Below are 17,635 nucleotides of genomic sequence, written 5' to 3' on the forward strand. Positions count from 1 at the left end.
AGAGACGCTCCACCATCGTGGAGGGTGGATTCGTCCGCCCGCCTGTGCAAAGGGCTGAACGAACCATTCCCGACAGCATCATAAGGCGAGGCCGCCCATGAACATTCACGAGTATCAGGCGAAGGAATTGCTGGCCAAGTTCGGCGTTCCCGTTCCGGCCGGCTTCGCCGCGCTGAGCGTCGAGGAAGCAGTCGAGGCGTCGAAGAAGCTGCCGGGGCCGCTCTATGTCGTCAAGGCGCAGATTCACGCCGGCGGCCGCGGCAAGGGCAAGTTCAAGGAGCTGCCGGCCGAGGCCAAGGGCGGCGTCCGCCTCGCCAAGACCGAGGACGAGGTTCACCACGCCGCGACCGAGATGCTCGGCAACACGCTGGTGACGATCCAGACCGGCGACGCCGGCAAGCAGGTCAACCGCCTGTACGTCACCGACGGCGTCGACATCGCCAAGGAATTCTACCTGGCGCTGCTGGTCGATCGCGCCACCGGCCGCGTCGCCTTCGTCGTGTCGACCGAAGGCGGCATGGACATCGAGACGGTCGCCCATGACACGCCGGAGAAGATCCACACCTTCGCCGTCGATCCCGCGACGGGGTTCCAGCCGCATCACGGCCGCGCCGTCGCCAAGGCGCTCGGCCTGACGGGCGACCTCGCCAAGCAGGCGCACAGCCTGGCGGGCAAGGTGTACGACGCCTTCCTCGGCACCGACGCCGCGCAGATCGAGATCAACCCGCTCGCCGTCACCGACGACAACAAGCTGATGGTGCTCGACGCCAAGGTCGGCTTCGATTCGAACGCGCTGTTCCGTCACAAGGACCTGATGGAACTGCGCGACGAGACCGAGGAGGATCCCGCCGAGCTGGAGGCGTCGAAGTACGACCTCGCCTATATCAAGCTCGACGGCGACATCGGCTGCATGGTCAACGGCGCCGGCCTCGCCATGGCGACGATGGACATCATCAAGCTCAATGGCATGTTCCCGGCCAACTTCCTCGACGTCGGCGGCGGCGCCACCAAGGAGAAGGTGACTGCGGCGTTCAAGATCATCCTGGGCGATCCGAACGTGAAGGGCATCCTGGTCAACATCTTCGGCGGCATCATGCGCTGCGATATCATCGCCGACGGCATCGTCGCCGCGGCGAAGGAAGTGAACCTGTCGGTGCCGCTCGTCGTTCGGCTCGAAGGCACCAATGTCGAGAAGGGCAAGGAGATCCTCGCGAACTCCGGCCTCGCCATCGTCCCCGCCAATGACCTGGGCGATGCGGCGCAGAAGATCGTCGCCGAGGTGAAGAAGGCGGCGTGAACCGCATCTCATCTTGACGGGAAATTGCGCGGGCTCGGACGCCATGTCCGGGCCCGACGCGTTGGCACAGTGTAAATGCCGTTACGGCAACGCCGGTTTTCCGTACCGCACTTGCGAAAACGACGGAAAACCGCCATGTGACAAGCCGATGCGAGGGCGTAAACGCCCTTGCCGGCAGGAGCTGGAAGGACGCTGATGAAGGTACTGGTCCCGGTCAAGCGCGTGCTTGACTATAACGTGAAGCCCCGGGTGAAGGCCGACGGCAGCGGCGTCGACCTGGCCAACGTCAAGATGAGCATGAACCCCTTCGACGAAATCGCCGTCGAAGAGGCGATCCGTCTCAAGGACAAGGGCGTTACCGAGATCGTCGTCGTGTCGATCGGCGAGCAGAAGGCGCAGGAAACGCTGCGTACCGCGCTGGCGATGGGCGCCGATCGCGCGATCCTGGTCACGAGCGAGGAAAGGGTCGAGCCGCTCGGCGTCGCCAAAATCCTGAAGGCGATCGCCGACGAGGAGAAGCCCGACCTGATCATCCTCGGCAAGCAGGCGATCGACGACGATAACAATCAGACCGGGCAGATGCTCGCCGGCCTGATGGGCGTCGGCCAGGGTACCTTCGCCTCGAAGGTCGAGCTGGCCGAGGGCAGCGTCACGGTGACGCGCGAAGTCGATGGCGGGCTCGAGACCGACAAGCTGACGCTGCCGGCGATCATCACCACCGACCTTCGCCTCAACGAGCCGCGCTACGCCTCGCTGCCTAACATCATGAAGGCGAAGTCGAAGCCCTTGGCGCAGAAGACCGCCGCCGATTACGGCGTCGACGTCGCGCCGCGCCTGACGACGCTGAAGGTCGTCGAGCCGGCGAAGCGCACCGCGGGCGTCAAGGTCGCCGATGTCGACGAGCTGGTCGGCAAGCTGAAGGCGATGGGCATCGCGAAGTAAGATCATCACCGTTCGTGGTGAGGAGAGGCTGAGGGCAGCCGAAGCCTCGTCTCGAACCACCTGTCCTTCGAGACGCCGCTTCGGCTTCGCTCAGCGGCTGCTTAGGACGAACGGAACGGTAGAACGAGAGGATTTGATATGAAGACTCTAGTCTGGGTCGAGCACGACGGCACCGCCGTCAAGGACGCCACCCTCGCCGCGGTGACCGCGGCATCGAAGCTGGGCGAGGTCCATCTCCTCGTCGCCGGGCAGGGCGTCGATGGCGTCGCGCAGGCCGCCGCCAAGATCGCCGGCGTCGGCAAGGTTCACGTCGCCGACGACGCCGCCTATGCGCATGCGCTGGCGGAGAATGTCGCGCCGCTCGTCGTCGAGCTGATGGGGCACCACGACGCCTTCGTCGTCCCGGCGACCACTACCGGCAAGAACATCGCGCCGCGCGTCGCCGCGCTGCTCGACGTCATGCAGATCAGCGACATCCTGTCGGTCGAGAGCGAGGACACCTTCACCCGCCCGATCTATGCCGGCAACGCGATCGCGACGGTCCAGACCAAGGACGCCAAGAAGGTCATCACCGTCCGCGGCACCGCGTTCGAGAAGGCGGCGACCGAGGGCGGTTCGGCCGAGATCGAGGCGGTGGCCGCGACCGGCGACAAGGGTCTGTCGACCTTCGAGGGCGCCGAGATCGCGCAGAACGCGCGGCCCGAGCTGACCAGCGCCAAGATCATCGTATCGGGCGGCCGCGCGCTGGGCTCGTCGGATCAGTTCCACGCACTGATCGATCCGCTGGCCGATAAGCTGGGCGCGGGCGTCGGCGCCAGCCGCGCCGCGGTCGACGCCGGCTATGCCCCCAACGACTATCAGGTCGGCCAGACCGGCAAGATCGTCGCGCCGGAGGTGTATGTCGCGGTCGGTATCTCGGGCGCGATCCAGCACCTCGCCGGCATGAAGGATTCGAAGGTCATCGTCGCGATCAACAAGGACGAGGACGCGCCGATCTTCCAGGTAGCCGACATCGGGCTGGTGGGCGACTTGTTCAAGCTGGTGCCGGAGCTGACCGAGAAGTTGTGACGGCGGAAGGCGGGCAGCGATGCTGCCCGCCGGTGCCGCCTGGCGGCATCCGCCGGCACGGCCGGCGGAGCAACGGCGCCGTCCGACGACGCGGGATTAACTCCCGCGTCGGTGCCTCACGCATGACGGCGGTAAGGAAAGCGCGACTGGGCTCGGGGTGACAGGGCGAAGGCGGAATAGCCGCCCCACCCCGTCATTCCCGCGCAGGCGGGAATGACGGGGGTGGGTGGAGCCCCCTCCTAAATCATCAACCCCTGCAGCAACTTCGGCAACGCCCCGCTCTCGCCCCGCGCCTCCGCCATGAACCGCGCCTTGAGCGGCGGGACGTGATCGACCAGCGTCATGCCTGCCCGCCGCACCGCGCTCGCGGTCCGGCCCTTGACCCCGAACAGCCGGGTCAGTGTATCGGTCGCCCAGGCGGTCATGAAGGTGTCGAGCCCGCGCCAGCGCTGGTAGCGGTCGAGCAAGGCGGCATCGCCCAGGTCGACCCCCAGCCGCCTCCCCTCGACCAGTACCTCGGCCAGCGCGGCGACGTCGCGGAAGCCGAGGTTCAGCCCCTGTCCCGCGATCGGATGGATGCCGTGCGCGGCGTCGCCGACCAACGCCAGCCGCTCGGCGGTGATCCGCGCGGCATGGTGGAAGCCCAGCGGATAGCTGGCCCGCGGGCTGGCGTCGGACAGCTCGCCCAGGAAACCGCCCATCCGCTTCGACGCCTCGGCCAGGAACGCGCGCTCGCCGAGCTTGAGCATCCCCGGCGCGTCAACGGCATCCACCGTCCACACGATCGCCGATCGATGCCCGACCGCATCGTCGGGCAGCGGTAGCAACGCAAACGGGCCGGCGGGATAGAAGATTTCGTAGGCGGTGTTCTCGTGGCTCTTTTCGTGGTGGAAGGCGCCGATAATCGCGGCATGGTCGTATTGCCAGCGCGCGACGGTGATGCCGGCGGCGGCGCGGGTCGGCGAATTGCGCCCCTCCGCCGCCACCACCAGCGGCGCGCGCACCGTGGTGCCGTCGTCGAGCGTCGCGGTGACGCCGGTGGCCGCGCGATCGACCGTCGTCGCGCGCGTCTGCATCCGCAGATCGACCCGCGCCGCCGCGGTGGCGGCGTCGAACAGCGACTGCCGCAGCAGCTTGTTCTCGTACATTGTGCCAAGCGCACCATCGTCGTCGTCGGGGATGAAATCGAGCTTGCCCGGCGCCAGCCCGTCGCTGACGCGAATGTGCCGGATCGCACAGCCCTTGCCAGCGATCCGCGCGCCGACGCCGATCGCATCGAGCATCCGCCCGCTCGCGCTCGCCACCGCCGAGGCGCGGCCGTCGAAGCCGGGGGCCAGCGTGACGGCGGGATCGGCGGGATCGACGACGATGCTCGCCAGGCTATGCGCATCGAGCGCCAGCGCCAGCGTCGCGCCGACCAGGCCGCCCCCCAGGATGATGACGTCGGTATCCATATGATGCTCCTAGGATCGAACGGCGGTGGCGAACAGGGTTCATTGCGCTGGCCCGGCGCTCCATGAACAATCCACGTCATGCTGAACTTGTTTCAGCCTCTCTCGAGATCGCGCCGGCCGGTAGGGATGCTGAAACGAGTTCAGCATGACGGGCTGACGCACGGCGGGCATTCCACCGCAGCCTGCTTGACGCCGGTGCGCCGAGCGCCGATGATTCCCTGGGCGTTTTTCCGGGACATCGTGGGGGATTTATGGCGAGCCAGGCGCAGCCGGCGCTGTTGCGCGAGACGGTGAAGGCGGGGGCGCTGCGGTCGGGCGCGCTGATCGCGGCAATCCTGTTGTTCGTCGCGAGCGCACTGATCGCGCTGTCGCTGGTCAGCTATCACGCGGGCGATGCGGCGCTGAACACCGCCTCGGGTTCGCCGGTGAAGAACCTGGCGGGGCCGCCCGGCGCCTGGCTCGCCGATCTGGCGCTGACGCTGCTGGGGCCCGCCGTCGCGCTGCTGCTGCCGATCGGGCCGATCGTGGGCCTGCGACTGTGGCGCGACCAGCCCGCGGGTCGCTGGCTGCGGATGCTGCGCGGGGCGGCAATCGGCGTCGCGCTGATGGCGACCGCGCTGGCGTTCGTCTCCGACGCCTCGGTGCTGGCGCTGCCCGCCGGCTGGGGCGGGATCGTCGGCCTGGGCGTGGTCAAGACCGCTGACGCGCTGCTCGGCCTTACCGGCGAGCCATTGGTGTCGGTGTGGGGTGCGCGGGTCCTGGGGCTGATCGCCGCGGTCGCCGGCGTCGTGATCTGGGCGCGGAGCATCGAGCTCGACATCGGTGCGCGGCCTTGGCGCAACCGTCGTCTGCGCGTCGCCTATCGCTCGGCCACCGCCGATAAGCCGCTCGAGAATTTCGACGACGAGGACGAGGAACCACTGACGCTCAGCCGCAAGCCGGTCGAGCCACGCGCCGCGGTCGCGCCCGATCCGCGTCCCGCGCCGGTCATCGCCGACCGCCAGCTGGCGCCCAGCGCGGCGCGGCCCAGGCCGACGCAGGAAAAGCTCGACTTCGGTCACAACTATCAACTGCCCTCGATCGACCTGCTGACCCCCGCGCCGCCCAGCCCCAAGGCGACGGTCGACAAGGCCTCGCTGGAGCGCAACGCCCGGCTGCTCGAGAACGTGCTCGCCGACTTCAAGGTGCAGGGCGACATCACCGAGGTACGCCCCGGCCCCGTCGTCACGATGTACGAGCTGGAGCCCGCGCCCGGCATCAAGGCGAGCCGGGTCGTCGCGCTCGCCGACGACATCGCGCGCAACATGTCGGCGATCTCGGCGCGCGTCGCGGTGATCCCGGGGCGCAACGTCATCGGCATCGAGCTGCCCAACGCCAAGCGTGAATCGGTGACGCTGCACGAACTCGTCGGTTCGCAGAGCTTCGAGGACCAGGCGGCGCAGCTGCCGATCATCCTGGGCAAGAACATCGCCGGCGATCCCGTCATCACCGATCTCGCGCCGATGCCGCACCTGCTGGTCGCGGGCACGACGGGCTCGGGCAAGTCGGTCGGCCTCAACTGCATGATCATGTCGCTGCTCTACCGGCTGACGCCCGAGCAGTGCCGGATGATCATGATCGATCCCAAGATGCTGGAACTGAGCGTCTACGACGACATCCCCCACCTGCTCTCCCCCGTCGTCACCGATCCGCAGAAGGCGGTGCGCGCGCTGAAATGGGCGGTCGAGACGATGGAGGATCGCTATCGCCAGATGTCGTCGGTCGGCGTGCGCAGCCTGGCCGGCTTCAACGACAAGGTGCGCGCCGCCAAGGCCAAGGGCCAGCGCCTCGGCCGCCGCGTCCAGACCGGCTATGATTCGGATACCGGCCAGCCGGTCTACGAGGAAGAGCAGCTTGATTACGAACCGCTGCCGCAGATCGTCGTCATCGTCGACGAGCTCGCCGATCTGATGATGACCGCAGGCAAGGAGGTGGAATTCCTGATCCAGCGGCTCGCGCAAAAGGCGCGTGCGGCGGGCATCCACCTGATCATGGCGACGCAGCGTCCCTCGGTCGACGTCATCACCGGCGTCATCAAGGCGAACCTGCCGACCCGGATCAGCTTCCACGTCACCAGCAAGATCGATTCGCGCACCATCCTGGGCGAGCAGGGTGCCGAGCAGCTGCTGGGCAAGGGAGACATGCTCTACATGCCCGGCGGCAAGGGCATCGTCCGCGTCCACGGCCCCTTCGTCAGCGACGACGAGGTGCGCGGCGTGGCGGACCACTGGCGCGCGCAGGGGCAGCCCGACTACATCAGCTCGGTTACCGAGGAGCCCGAGGAAAGCTTCGCACTCGAAGGCGCGCCGACCGGCGAGGATTCGGCGGAGGACCAGCAATATCGCCAGGCGATCCAGCTGGTATGCGAATCGCAGAAGGCATCGACCAGCTGGCTCCAGCGGCAGCTGCGCATCGGCTACAACTCGGCGGCGCGGCTGATCGAACGGATGGAGAAGGACGGCATCGTCGGCCGGCCGGACCATGTCGGGCGGCGTGAGGTGCTTCGCGATGCCGAGGGGCATGCGATCTAGGCGGGTCGACGACCACCACACCGTCATCCCGGCGAACGCCGGGGTGACGGTTGGGGGAACGGCCAACCCCCGTCGTCATCCCCGCGAAGGCGGGGATCCATACTGGCTGGCTCCAGTGAAACTCACAACGCTCCGTGATGAAGGATCCCCGCCTTCGCGGGAATGACGAGGGGGCCGGGGTGCGGCGGGCGAGGCTATGCCGCCTCGACCCGGTAATGGATCGGCTTGAACGTCCCCCCGTTCGAATCCGGTGCCGAACACGCCGTCAGCCCGATCACCAAGTCCATCGCCGCGCGGAAGGCGATGAAGTCGCCGGCGCGGCTGATCGGCGGCAGGACGCGCAGCTTTCCTGTTTCGCCGTCGATCGGCACATTCATGAAACAGTTGAAGGCGACGGGGATCCGGTCGGGCGTCACGCCATAGGGCTCAAGCGCCGCCGCCAGATTGCCGAAGCAGCCGCGGTGCGGCGGCAGCGTCGGATAGAAGTGGTGGAAGGTGTCATAGGAACACGGCGTCAGCAGGAAATCGTGCCGGCCGACCGTATCCTCCTCGATCGCCAGCATCACCGACGAGCGGTTCGAATAAAGCTTGTGCCCCGTCGTCAGCTGAATCGTCTCGGCATAGTCGAGCGTCCGCCCCGACGAGATCACCTCGTCGATGTCATGGGCGTTGAACGCCAGCAGATCGGCGACCTGCTCTCCGCGCGGATCGATCACCACCAGCCGTTCGCCCTTGTTCAGGCGAAAGGCAGTGCCGCTGCGTTCGGGTATCTCGTGCATCTCGCTCACGCATCGCCCTTGTAGTGGAATGGGCACTGCCAGGCGTCGTCGACGACGCGGCCCGAATATTGCCGCGCCTCGCTCGCCTCGCCATGTCGCGCCAGCATCGGGTTCCGCGATCCCGCCAGCGCCTCGTCGCGGACCATGATCTTCTCGCGCATGCCTTCGTATTTGCCCTGGGCGCGCAGGATTTCGAACTGGTCGTGCAGGTTGAACACCATCACCGGGTTGGGGAAGCGCCGTGCCGGGCGGCTCGCATGGGGATGAAGCCCAACGACGAAGAACGCCTCGCCGCCGAACGACAGCGAGAAATGCGGGTCGTCGGGATCGGGGCTGACGCTGTCGTCATAGCGTTGGCCGCGCCACACGTCCTTGTCCGACAGCGACTGGACCCGATCCCACAGCAATCGTTCGAATTGCGGCTCGGACAGATCGCCCGGCCCTTCGAACACCACCGCCAGGCTGCGGAACAGCGCCGGCTTCTCGCGATAGGCCACGGCGAAGTGAAGCAATCGGTCGTGGATGCGCAGGTCGTCCCAAGCACTGGTCAGATCGCGCGCCGCGAGCACGTCGAGCGTGCCCCGCGCGAGTGCGGCCTTGGCGCCGACGCACGGAAAGGCCGCTTCGGCGACGTGGTCATGCAACTGCGCCGCGAGCTCGTCCTGTCGAGACGACGCCCACGAGAACATCGGTTTGTAATTCATCCCCATGGCGGAAGGAACGCTACCGCGCAAAGTGCCGTTCCGATTCCGGCTCCGGCAAACTGGTTGATGTGGCTCAAGGCGCCGCGCCGCGTTAGGCAGTGCATCGATCCCGCGCTTGACGGGTTCAGAGCCGGTTAAAGCCCACCGCGGCATCGCCGCCGGCGAGGAGACACCATGACCTATCGTTCGCTGATCGCCCTGCCCCTCGCCGCCCTGGTCGCGGCGGCCCCCGTCGTCCCCGCCCAGGCGCAGACGCAGGCCGGCGATCTCGCCTCGGTGCAGCGATTCCTGCAAGCGCTGACCACGATGACCGCCGACTTCACCCAGACCGATCGCGCCGGCAAGGTGCTGACCGGTACGCTGACGATCAAGAAGCCGGGCAAGCTGCGCTTCCAATATCAGAAGGGCGTGCCGATCCTGATCGTCGCCGAGGGCGGATCGCTGACCTTCGTCGACTATTCGGTGAAGCAGGTGCAGCGCTGGCCCATCAAGAATTCACCGCTCGGCGTGCTGCTCGATTCCAACCGCGACATCACCCGTTTCGCCAAGCTGGTGCCGACCGGCAGCAGCGGCATCGTGTCGGTCGAGGCGAACGACCCCAAGCATCCCGAATATGGCCGAATCACTCTGGTCTTCGCGCGCGATGCCGCGGCACCGGCGGGATTGATGCTGCAGGGCTGGGTCGCGCTCGACAGCCAGTCGAACCGGACGACGATCCGGCTGACAAACCAGAAGTTCGGCGGCACGGTGAGCGACCAGACGTTCCGTTGGAACGACCCGCGGAGCAAGTCGGGGCGAAACTGAACGGACATTGCTCGACTTATTCATCAGGGCGACAGGTAATCTGTCATAAAGCCTGTCTTGTGGATGCGGGGCGTCCGGGATTTTTCCCCCTGTTGCCCGGGCATGACCTGCATCCCCCTGCGTGACTATGACGCTAGGTAGGCCCTCGCTCCATGCCCCCGGAGCGGGGGCCATTCTTTTTTTGCCTCCGTTCCCCCTGAGGAGAGACTGAGCGCAAGCGAAGGCTCGTCTCGAAGGGTAGGTTGCCGGGCATGTGCTTCGAGACGGCACTTCGGCTTAGGTACGCGGCACCGAAGTTTATCCTGAGCGCCTGCCTTGGCAGGCAGTCGGAGGGCTCAGTGCCTTCTCAGCACGAACGGATAATTCGAAAGGGCCGTCGGATCACAGGCGCTCGATCAGCGCCATCGCGCCGTGTGGCGCGCGTTCCTTGGCGCCGTTGATGAAGAACACGAACACGTCGCGTGGTTGCTTCGCCGGCGGCTCGTCGGCGACGTAGCGCAGGCCGTCGGGCTGCTCCCCCGCCGCCCACGCCTTGGCCGTCGCCGCCCACTCGTCGAGCGCGGCGGGGGCATAGCCGGCGACGAATCGCTCCTCGCCATTCTCCAGCCGAGCATAGACGAGATCGCCGGAAACATCGGCGAGCGCCGGATATTTCGCCGAATCGGCGAACACCAGCGACACCCCGGCAGCGCGTACCGCCGCGACGAACTCGGGCACCATGAAGCTGTCGTGCCGTACCTCGATCGCGTGGCGCAGCGCCACGCCCTCGTGCCGCGCGGGCAACAGCGCCAGGAACGCGGCGATGTCGTCGGCGTCGTAGCGGCGGGTCGGCGCCAGCTGCCACAGGATCGGGCCCAGCTTGTCGCCCAGCTCGACGATCCCCTGGCCGACGAAGCGCTCGATCGATTCACCCGCCTCGGCCAGCTTCTTGCGGGTCACGCAATAACGCGACGCCTTCAGCGCGAAAACGAAGCCGTCGGGCGTCGCGTCGCGCCAACCGGCAAAGGTCGCCGGCTTGAAGCTGGAATAGAAGGTGCCGTTGACCTCGATCGCAGTCAGCTTCGACGCGGCATATTCCAGCTCGCGCTTGTGCGGCAGCTTTTCGGGGTAAAAGCTGCCGCGCCACGGCTCATAGGTCCAGCCGCCGATCCCGACGCGAATAGCGCCGGCCGCCATCAGTCGACGATCTTGTCGAGCGTGATCGGCAGGTCACGTACCCGTCGGCCGGTCGCATTGTAGATCGCGTTCGCCACCGCCGCGCCGACGCCGGTAATGCCGATCTCGCCGATCCCGCGCGCGCCCATCGGCGCATGCGGATCGGGGATGCCGGTCCAGATCACGTCGATCTCGGGCACGTCGAGGTGAACGGGGACGTGATATTCGGCAAGGCTGGGGTTCATGATCCGCCCGGTGCGCTCGTCGAACATCGTCTCCTCGGTCAGTGCGAGGCCGAGGCCCATGATCATGCCGCCGCGGAACTGGCTGGTCGCGGTCTTGGGATTGAGGATCACGCCGCAGTCAAACGAGCCGAGCATCCGGCTGATCCGCGTTTCGCCCGTGACGGCATTGACCCGCGCCTCGACGAAGATCGCGCCGTGCGAATGCATCGACCAGTGCTGCAGCTCGAGCGGCATCGGCGGCGTTCCTTCCGCCGACACGCTATCCCGCTGCGCCCGCGACAGAATCGAGGCGTAGCTTTCGTGGCGTGACGGGTCGTCGAGCGCCGCCAGCCCGCCGCGATAGCCGCCGACCTCGTCGGGCTTCAGCCCGGCGAGCGGCGAATCGTTGCCCGCGAGCTTGAGCAGCTCGGTATAGAGCGCGGTCTGCGCGGCGATGATCGACGCACCGATCGCGGCGGTCTGCTGCGACCCGCCGGCCAGCACGACGCCGGGCAGCACATTGTCGCCATAGTTGAACGTCACCTGGTCCAGCTCGACGCCGAGCCGATCGGCGGTGACCTGGCTATGCGCGGTCGCGGTGCCCATCCCCATTTCGTGCGCGGCGATGTCGACGGTGACATGGCCTGTCGCATCGACCGTCAGTCGCGCCGCCCCGCCCGGCATCCGGTAATAGGGATAGGTCGCGGTCGCGACGCCCATCCCGACCAGCCATTCGCCGTCGCGCCAGCTGCCCGGGGTCTTGGGACGCTCGGTCCAGCCGAAGCGCTCGGCACCGTCGCGATACGCCTTTTCAACATCGCGCTGCGAAAACGGCAGGCCGGTCGTCGGGTCCTGCTCGGGCTCGTTCTTCAGCCTGAGTTCGATCGGGTCGATGTCCATCGCCACCGCCAGCTCGTCGATCGCGCTTTCCAGCCCGAACGTGCCGACCGACTCGCCCGGCGCGCGCATGAAGGTGTTGGCGATCATGTCGACATAGGCGACGTCGACGCGCAGGTCGAAGCTGCCCGACTGATAGGCGCTGCGTGCCGGCAGGATGAACGGCTCGGGCATCGCATTGTGGCGGGTCATCGCCACCGTGCCGGTGTGAACCAGCGCCGTGAACCTGCCGTCGGCGTCGGCGCCGATCGCGCAGCGCTGCTCGGTCAGCGTCCGCCCGCCGACGATGCGATAGACGCCCTCGCGCGACAGCATGATCCGCACCGGCCGCCCCGCCAGCTTGCTGGCCGCGGCGGCCAGCACCTGGTGATCCCACAGCGTCTTGCTGCCGAAGCCGCCGCCGACGAACGGCGAGGTCACGCGCACCTTGTCCTCGCCGATGCCGAAGATATGGCCCAGCGACCAGGCGACGTGCGCCACGGCCTGGCTGGCGTCGTGGACACGCAAGGTGTCGCCGTCCCAGCCCACCGTTGCGGCGTGCAGTTCGATCGGATTATGGTTGTGGCGCGGCGTCTTGTAGACCGCATCGACCTTGAACGCGGCCTTCGCCAGCTCGTCTTCCGCATCGCCGACCGCCAGCTTCAGCGGCTGGCCCTGGAACTCGCCGGGCTTCGTCCCCTGCGCCTTCGCCTCGGCGAAGCTGGTAACCGCCTCGTCCGCCGCGTAACTCACCTCGATCAGCGACGTGGCGTGATCGGCCTGCTCCTGCGTCTCGGCCAGCACCACCGCGACCGGCTGGCCGTTCCAGTGGATTCGATCGTCCTGCAGGATCGGCAGGTCGTTGCCGCCCGCCGCCTTCGCCGACGACATGAACGGCGGCATCGCCGCCATTCGCGGCGCATTGCGGTGGGTCATCACCAGCACGACGCCCGGCGCGGCTTCGGCCATCGCAGTGTCGATCGAGGCGATTCGGCCCTTGGCGATGCGACTGAACAGCACCGCCGCATAGGCCATGCCGTCGAGCGGGAATTCCGCGGCGAACGGTGCCTGCCCCGCAACCTTCATCGGGCCGTCGATGCGCGATACCGGGCGCCCGGTTTGGCCGTGGCGCTCGCGGATCAACGGGTCGGGCACGCCGCCCGGGATCCAACTGTCGGGCGCGAGCGCGATCGCCTTTTGCATGACGCCCTGGACGGCGCCCTTCACGGTCGCCTTGGCTTCGTCGACGATGCTCATGCCGTCAGCTCCTGCAGGACCGCCACGATGGTGCGTTCGGCCAATCCGATCTTGAATCCGTTGTCGCGCAGCGGCCTGGCGTCGGCCAGCTCGGCTCGCGCCGCGGCACGGAACGCGTCTTCGCTCGGTGCCTTGCCGCGCAGCGCCGCTTCCGCCTTGGTCGCGCGCCACGGCTTGTGGGCGACGCCGCCCAGCGCGATGCGCACGTCGGCGATGCTGCCGTCCTCGACACGCACCGACGCCGCCACCGACACCAGCGCGAAGGCATAGCTCGCGCGGTCGCGGACCTTGCGGTACGTTTGGCCGGTCGCCGGATTCGCCGGCAGCGCGATCGCGGTGATCAACTCGCCCGGCGCCAGCACCGTCTCCACCTGCGGCGTATCGCCGGGCAGGGTGTGGAAGTCGGCGACCGGCACCTGCCGGGTGCCGTCCTTGCCCTCGATATGCACCATCGCGTCGAGCGCGGCGAGCGCGACGCACATGTCGGACGGGTGCGTCGCCACGCACTGCTCCGACGCACCCAGGATCGCGTGAATGCGATTGAACCCATCGACGGCGTCGCAGCCGCTGCCCGCGCGCCGCTTGTTGCAGTGCGCGGCATCGTCGTAGAAATAATAGCAGCGGGTCCGCTGGAGCAGATTGCCGCCGACCGTCGCCATGTTGCGGATCTGCGCGCTGGCCCCGGCCAGGATCGCGCGCGCCAGCATCGGATAATGTTCTCGGATATGGCGATCCTCGGCGAGCGCGGTGTTGGTCGCGGCGGCACCGATCAGCACGCCGCCGTCTTCCTGCACCTCGATCGCCGCCGACAGACCGGTCACGTCGACCAGCGCGCGCGGCCGCTCGATCGTCTCGCGCATCAGGTCGACCAGATTGGTGCCGCCGCCCAGGAACTTGGCCTCGGCCTCGCGCTCGACCAGGTCGATCGCCGCCGCCGCGCTATCGGCGCGCGTATATTCGAACGTCAGCATCAGGCGACCTCCTCGACGAACACCTGGCGCACCGCGGCGACGATGCCGTTGTATGCGCCGCAGCGGCACAGATTGCCGCTCATCCGCTCACGCAGCTCGTCGTCGTCGAGCGTCACGCTGTCCGCCGCCAGATCCTGGGTGACATGGCTCGGCAGCCCGCGCTTCGCCTCCGCCGCCATGCCGATCGCCGAGCAGATCTGCCCCGGCGTGCAATAGCCGCACTGGAAACCGTCATGCTCGACGAACGCCGCCTGAATGTCGGCCAGCGCGTCCTGCGTACCGACGCCCTCAATCGTGGTGATCGCACGACCCTGATACTGCACCGCAAGCGCCAGGCAGGAATTGATCCGCTCGCCATCGACCAGCACCGTGCACGCCCCGCAGGCGCCCTGGTTGCAGCCCTTCTTGGTGCCCGGCAGCCCGGCATGCTCTCGCAACAGGTCGAGCAGCGAGGTGCGGATATCGACATCGAACGTGCGCGTCGATCCGTTGATCGTGAATTCCATGCCGGCCTCGCGAAAAATCCTTGTCCCCAGAGCCTTTAACCCAGGGGTCTCCCCTTGGGTTCCGCGATGCGACGCTCAATCCGGTCAGGCCAGCGCGGTGCGGATCCGGTCCGCCAGCGCCTCGATCGCAAAGGGCTTGGTCAGCACCTGCATCCCCGCGCCAAGCCGACCATGGTCGAGGATCGAGCTTTCGGCATAGCCGGTGATGAAGATCACCTTCAGCCCCGGTCGGTCGGCGCGCCCGGCGTCGGCCATCTGCCGCCCGTTCATGCCGCCGGGCAGGCCGACGTCGGTGACGAGCAGGTCTATCCGCGCATCGGAGTGCAGCAGCCGGAGCCCGGCGGCGCTGTCGTGCGCCTCGATCGCGCTATGGCCGAGATCGGCGACCAGGTCGGTCACGAGCATCCGCACCGTCGGCTCGTCCTCGACCACCAGCACGGTCCGCTCGTCGGACCGCGCGTGATGGGTCGGCGGCTGGCCGAACGCATCGTCGCGCTCGGCATCGCCATGATGGCGCGGCAGATAGACCGACACCGTCGTCCCCTCGCCAAAGGCCGACTCGATCCGCACCTGCCCGCCCGACTGCTGCGCGAAACCATAGATCATGCTCAGCCCGAGCCCGGTGCCCTGGCCGAGCGGCTTGGTCGTGAAGAACGGGTCGAACGCCTTGGCGATCACCTCCGGCGTCATGCCGTCGCCGGTATCGGCGACCGACAGCACCAGATAATCGCCCGCGGCCAGATCGAGGCCGCGCGCATGATCGGCATCGAACGTCCGGTTGGCGGTGGCGATGGTGATCGCGCCCCCCGCCGCCATCGCGTCGCGCGCGTTGATGCACAGGTTGAGCAGCGCGTTCTCCAGCTGCGACGCATCGACCAGCGCGGTCCACAGCCCCGCCTGCGCGATCGTCTCGACCGCGATTCCCGGCCCGACGGTACGCTCGATCAGCTCGCTCATCCCGACGACCAGCGCGTTGACGTCGGTCGGGCGCGGCGCCAGCGTCTGCCGGCGCGAGAAGGCGAGCAGGCGATGCGTCAGCGACGCCGCCCGCTTGGTCGCACTCTGCGCCGCGGCGATATACTTGCCGACCTCGCCCACCCGGCCCTGGCCGATGCGCATGTCGATCAATTCCATCGCACCGGAAATGCCGGCGAGCAGATTGTTGAAGTCATGTGCCAGCCCGCCGGTCAGCTGGCCCACCGCCTCCATCTTCTGCGACTGGCGCAGCGCCTCTTCGGCACGCATCAACTCGGCGCTGCGCTCGGCGACGCGGTTCTCCAGTTCGTCGTTGAGCGCCGTCAGGTCGGCCAGCGCCGCGTCGCGCTCGACCTCGATCGCATGGCGCGCGCCGATGTCGATCAGCACCCCCGGAAAGCTCAGCGGCGTGCCGTCCGCCGCCCGGTCGACGCGGCCCTTCGCCTCCAGCCAGACGAAGCCGCCGTCGGGCCGGGTAACGCGATATTGATGGACGTAGGCACCGCCGCGCGCGATCGCTTCGTTGACCGCGACGACCAGCCCGGGGCGATCGTCGTCATGGACCATCGATACGACGCGATCGAGGCTCAGTCCCGCCTGGCGCTGTTCGTCGCTCACCCCGAAAAAGCGGGCGAAGGGCTCGTCGACGGTGAAGCGGTTGCTCGGCAGGTCCCAGAACCAGGTGCCGATGATCGCCCCCGCCTCTAGCGCGAGCTGCAACCGCTCGGTCGTCTCGCGCGCCACCGCCTCGCTCTCGCGCAGCCGTTCGCGGCGCTCGACCTCGTCGGTGATGTCGAAGCTGGCGCCCGGAAAGCGGACGCATCGGCCATGCGCGTCGAACACGCAGCGTCCCTGCGCGGTTACCCAGCGGACTCGCCCATCGCAGCGGACGAGGCGATATTCGGAGCGGAATGTGCCGCCCTCGGTCATCGCCACGTCGATTTCGGCACGAACGCGATCGATGTCGTCGGAATGGATGCCGGCGAAAAACGCCGCGATCGGCGCCCCCGTCGCCGCGCGCGCCGGATCGACGCCGTAGAGTTCGGCGAAGCGGCGATCCGATCGCACCCAGTCGCGCTGGACGTCCCAGTCCCACACGCCGATGCTGTTGCCCGCCGACAGCGCGATCTGCAGCCGCTCGTCCGCCTCGTCGCGGCTGCGTTCGGCGAGCACGCGTGCGGTCGTCTCGCTGGTGACGCACAGCATGCCCGCGATGGCGCCCGCGTCGTCGAAGGCGGGCGAGTAGGAGAAGCTCCAGTAACTCTCCTCGGGCGCGCCGCCCCGCCCCAGGTCGAGCCGCATGTCGGTGACCATCGGGCTCTCGCCCGCCAGCGCCGCATCGACCATCGGCGCGATCTCGTCCCAGATGCTGCCCCACAGGGTGCGGAACGGCATCCCCATCGCGATGGCCGCGCGATAGCCTAGGATCGGTCGATAGGCGTCGTTGTAAAAGGATTGAAGGTCGGGCCCATAGGCCAGGAACATCGGCACGGGGCATGCGAGCATCGTCGCCAGCGTGGTGCGCAGTGCCACCGGCCAGCCCTCGATCGGCCCCAGCGCAGTACGCGACCAGTCATATGCCGCGATCTCGGTGGCGACATGGCTGGCGGGATGCTGAAGAAATGCGGGTATTGTCGTGGCGGCGACCATGATGGGATGGATGACGGCTTAGAAGGCAGAGTCTCCATAGGCCGATGGACGTCCCTCGCCCAACCAAAGTTATCCGTACATGGATCAGCCGCGGCCGTGCTCGATGGCTTGGGCGAACGGCGCACGGATACGATCCCCGTGACCTTCGAGCGTACAGATATCGATGAAACCGACGATTCTTGCTATTCGGCAAAAAAAACTGGAGCGGGCGAAGGGATTCGAACCCTCGACCCCAACCTTGGCAAGGTTGTGCTCTACCCCTGAGCTACGCCCGCTCTGGCGCCTATAGCCGGCTGCTCGTCGGAGCCACCGGTTGGGTGAGGCGCGGCCACTAGCAGCGGTTTCACGAGCCTGCAACCCCTCGCACGCAGATTCAGGGCTGGCGACTCATTTATTAGAACAT

13 protein-coding genes and 1 tRNA gene are annotated in these 17,635 nt (G+C 67.5%); 5 read left to right on the forward strand and 9 right to left on the reverse strand.

The window, feature by feature from the left end; genetic code table 11:
• Positions 1-97: 97 nt before the first annotated feature.
• The 3 genes from sucC to GGQ80_RS01460 all read left to right on the forward strand — a co-directional run bounded on the left by sucC (position 98) and on the right by GGQ80_RS01460 (position 3,307).
• On the forward strand, positions 98-1,297 hold the full coding sequence (gene sucC / locus GGQ80_RS01450) for an ADP-forming succinate--CoA ligase subunit beta (RefSeq protein ID WP_183981944.1): 1,200 nt from the start codon (positions 98-100) through the stop codon (positions 1,295-1,297).
• Positions 1,298-1,492: 195 nt separating this feature from the next.
• The gene (locus tag GGQ80_RS01455; RefSeq protein WP_183981945.1) at positions 1,493-2,239 is read left to right on the forward strand and encodes an electron transfer flavoprotein subunit beta/FixA family protein; all 747 of its coding nucleotides are present in this window, start codon (positions 1,493-1,495) and stop codon (positions 2,237-2,239) included.
• A 138-nt stretch (positions 2,240-2,377) separates the two neighbouring features.
• A complete protein-coding gene (locus GGQ80_RS01460; RefSeq protein WP_183981946.1) occupies positions 2,378-3,307 on the forward strand; it encodes an electron transfer flavoprotein subunit alpha/FixB family protein in 930 nt (309 codons plus the stop codon).
• Between the two features lie 239 nt (positions 3,308-3,546).
• Here the strand turns inward: GGQ80_RS01460 and GGQ80_RS01465 are convergent, their stop codons facing one another.
• The gene (locus tag GGQ80_RS01465) at positions 3,547-4,761 is read right to left on the reverse strand and encodes a UbiH/UbiF/VisC/COQ6 family ubiquinone biosynthesis hydroxylase (protein ID WP_183981947.1); all 1,215 of its coding nucleotides are present in this window, start codon (positions 4,759-4,761) and stop codon (positions 3,547-3,549) included.
• Positions 4,762-5,012: 251 nt separating this feature from the next.
• Between GGQ80_RS01465 and GGQ80_RS01470 the strand changes: the two genes are divergently transcribed.
• Positions 5,013-7,331: a DNA translocase FtsK gene (locus GGQ80_RS01470; protein WP_183981948.1), complete on the forward strand. Its 2,319-nt coding sequence runs from the start codon at positions 5,013-5,015 to the stop codon at positions 7,329-7,331.
• A gap of 194 nt (positions 7,332-7,525) precedes the next feature.
• On the opposite strand, the gene GGQ80_RS01475 is transcribed toward GGQ80_RS01470, so the two are convergent.
• Together GGQ80_RS01475 and gntA are read right to left on the reverse strand one after the other, a co-directional pair.
• Positions 7,526-8,110: a DUF1989 domain-containing protein gene (locus tag GGQ80_RS01475; protein WP_183982438.1), complete on the reverse strand. Its 585-nt coding sequence runs from the start codon at positions 8,108-8,110 to the stop codon at positions 7,526-7,528.
• Between the two features lie 5 nt (positions 8,111-8,115).
• Positions 8,116-8,799, reverse strand: coding sequence for a guanitoxin biosynthesis heme-dependent pre-guanitoxin N-hydroxylase GntA (gntA, locus tag GGQ80_RS01480; RefSeq protein WP_183981949.1), 684 nt, complete (start codon positions 8,797-8,799; stop codon positions 8,116-8,118).
• A 189-nt stretch (positions 8,800-8,988) separates the two neighbouring features.
• Between gntA and GGQ80_RS01485 the strand changes: the two genes are divergently transcribed.
• Positions 8,989-9,618 carry a LolA family protein gene (locus GGQ80_RS01485; RefSeq protein WP_183981950.1) on the forward strand — a complete coding sequence of 210 codons (630 nt, stop codon included), beginning with the start codon at positions 8,989-8,991 and terminating at the stop codon, positions 9,616-9,618.
• Between the two features lie 381 nt (positions 9,619-9,999).
• On the opposite strand, the gene GGQ80_RS01490 is transcribed toward GGQ80_RS01485, so the two are convergent.
• From GGQ80_RS01490 to GGQ80_RS01515, 6 genes are all read right to left on the reverse strand, one after another.
• Positions 10,000-10,794 carry a DUF72 domain-containing protein gene (locus GGQ80_RS01490; RefSeq protein ID WP_183981951.1) on the reverse strand — a complete coding sequence of 265 codons (795 nt, stop codon included), beginning with the start codon at positions 10,792-10,794 and terminating at the stop codon, positions 10,000-10,002.
• Complete coding sequence (locus tag GGQ80_RS01495; RefSeq protein ID WP_183981952.1) at positions 10,794-13,130, reverse strand: xanthine dehydrogenase family protein molybdopterin-binding subunit; 2,337 nt, start codon at positions 13,128-13,130, stop codon at positions 10,794-10,796. The genes GGQ80_RS01490 and GGQ80_RS01495 overlap by 1 nt, the downstream gene beginning before the upstream one ends.
• On the reverse strand, positions 13,127-14,101 hold the full coding sequence (locus GGQ80_RS01500) for an FAD binding domain-containing protein (RefSeq protein WP_183981953.1): 975 nt from the start codon (positions 14,099-14,101) through the stop codon (positions 13,127-13,129). Before GGQ80_RS01500 ends, GGQ80_RS01495 begins: the two co-directional genes overlap by 4 nt.
• Positions 14,101-14,607 (reverse strand): 2Fe-2S iron-sulfur cluster-binding protein, encoded by a 507-nt coding sequence (locus GGQ80_RS01505; protein WP_183981954.1) that lies wholly within the window; start codon positions 14,605-14,607, stop codon positions 14,101-14,103. Before GGQ80_RS01505 ends, GGQ80_RS01500 begins: the two co-directional genes overlap by 1 nt.
• A gap of 84 nt (positions 14,608-14,691) precedes the next feature.
• Entirely contained in the window at positions 14,692-17,232 is a 2,541-nt protein-coding gene (locus tag GGQ80_RS01510) for a PAS domain-containing protein (protein ID WP_183981955.1), read from the reverse strand.
• A 200-nt stretch (positions 17,233-17,432) separates the two neighbouring features.
• Positions 17,433-17,507: transfer RNA gene (locus GGQ80_RS01515), tRNA-Gly, on the reverse strand.
• Positions 17,508-17,635: the final 128 nt, after the last annotated feature.

Source organism: Sphingomonas jinjuensis, from assembly GCF_014197105.1.
Lineage (GTDB): Bacteria > Pseudomonadota > Alphaproteobacteria > Sphingomonadales > Sphingomonadaceae > Sphingomonas > Sphingomonas jinjuensis.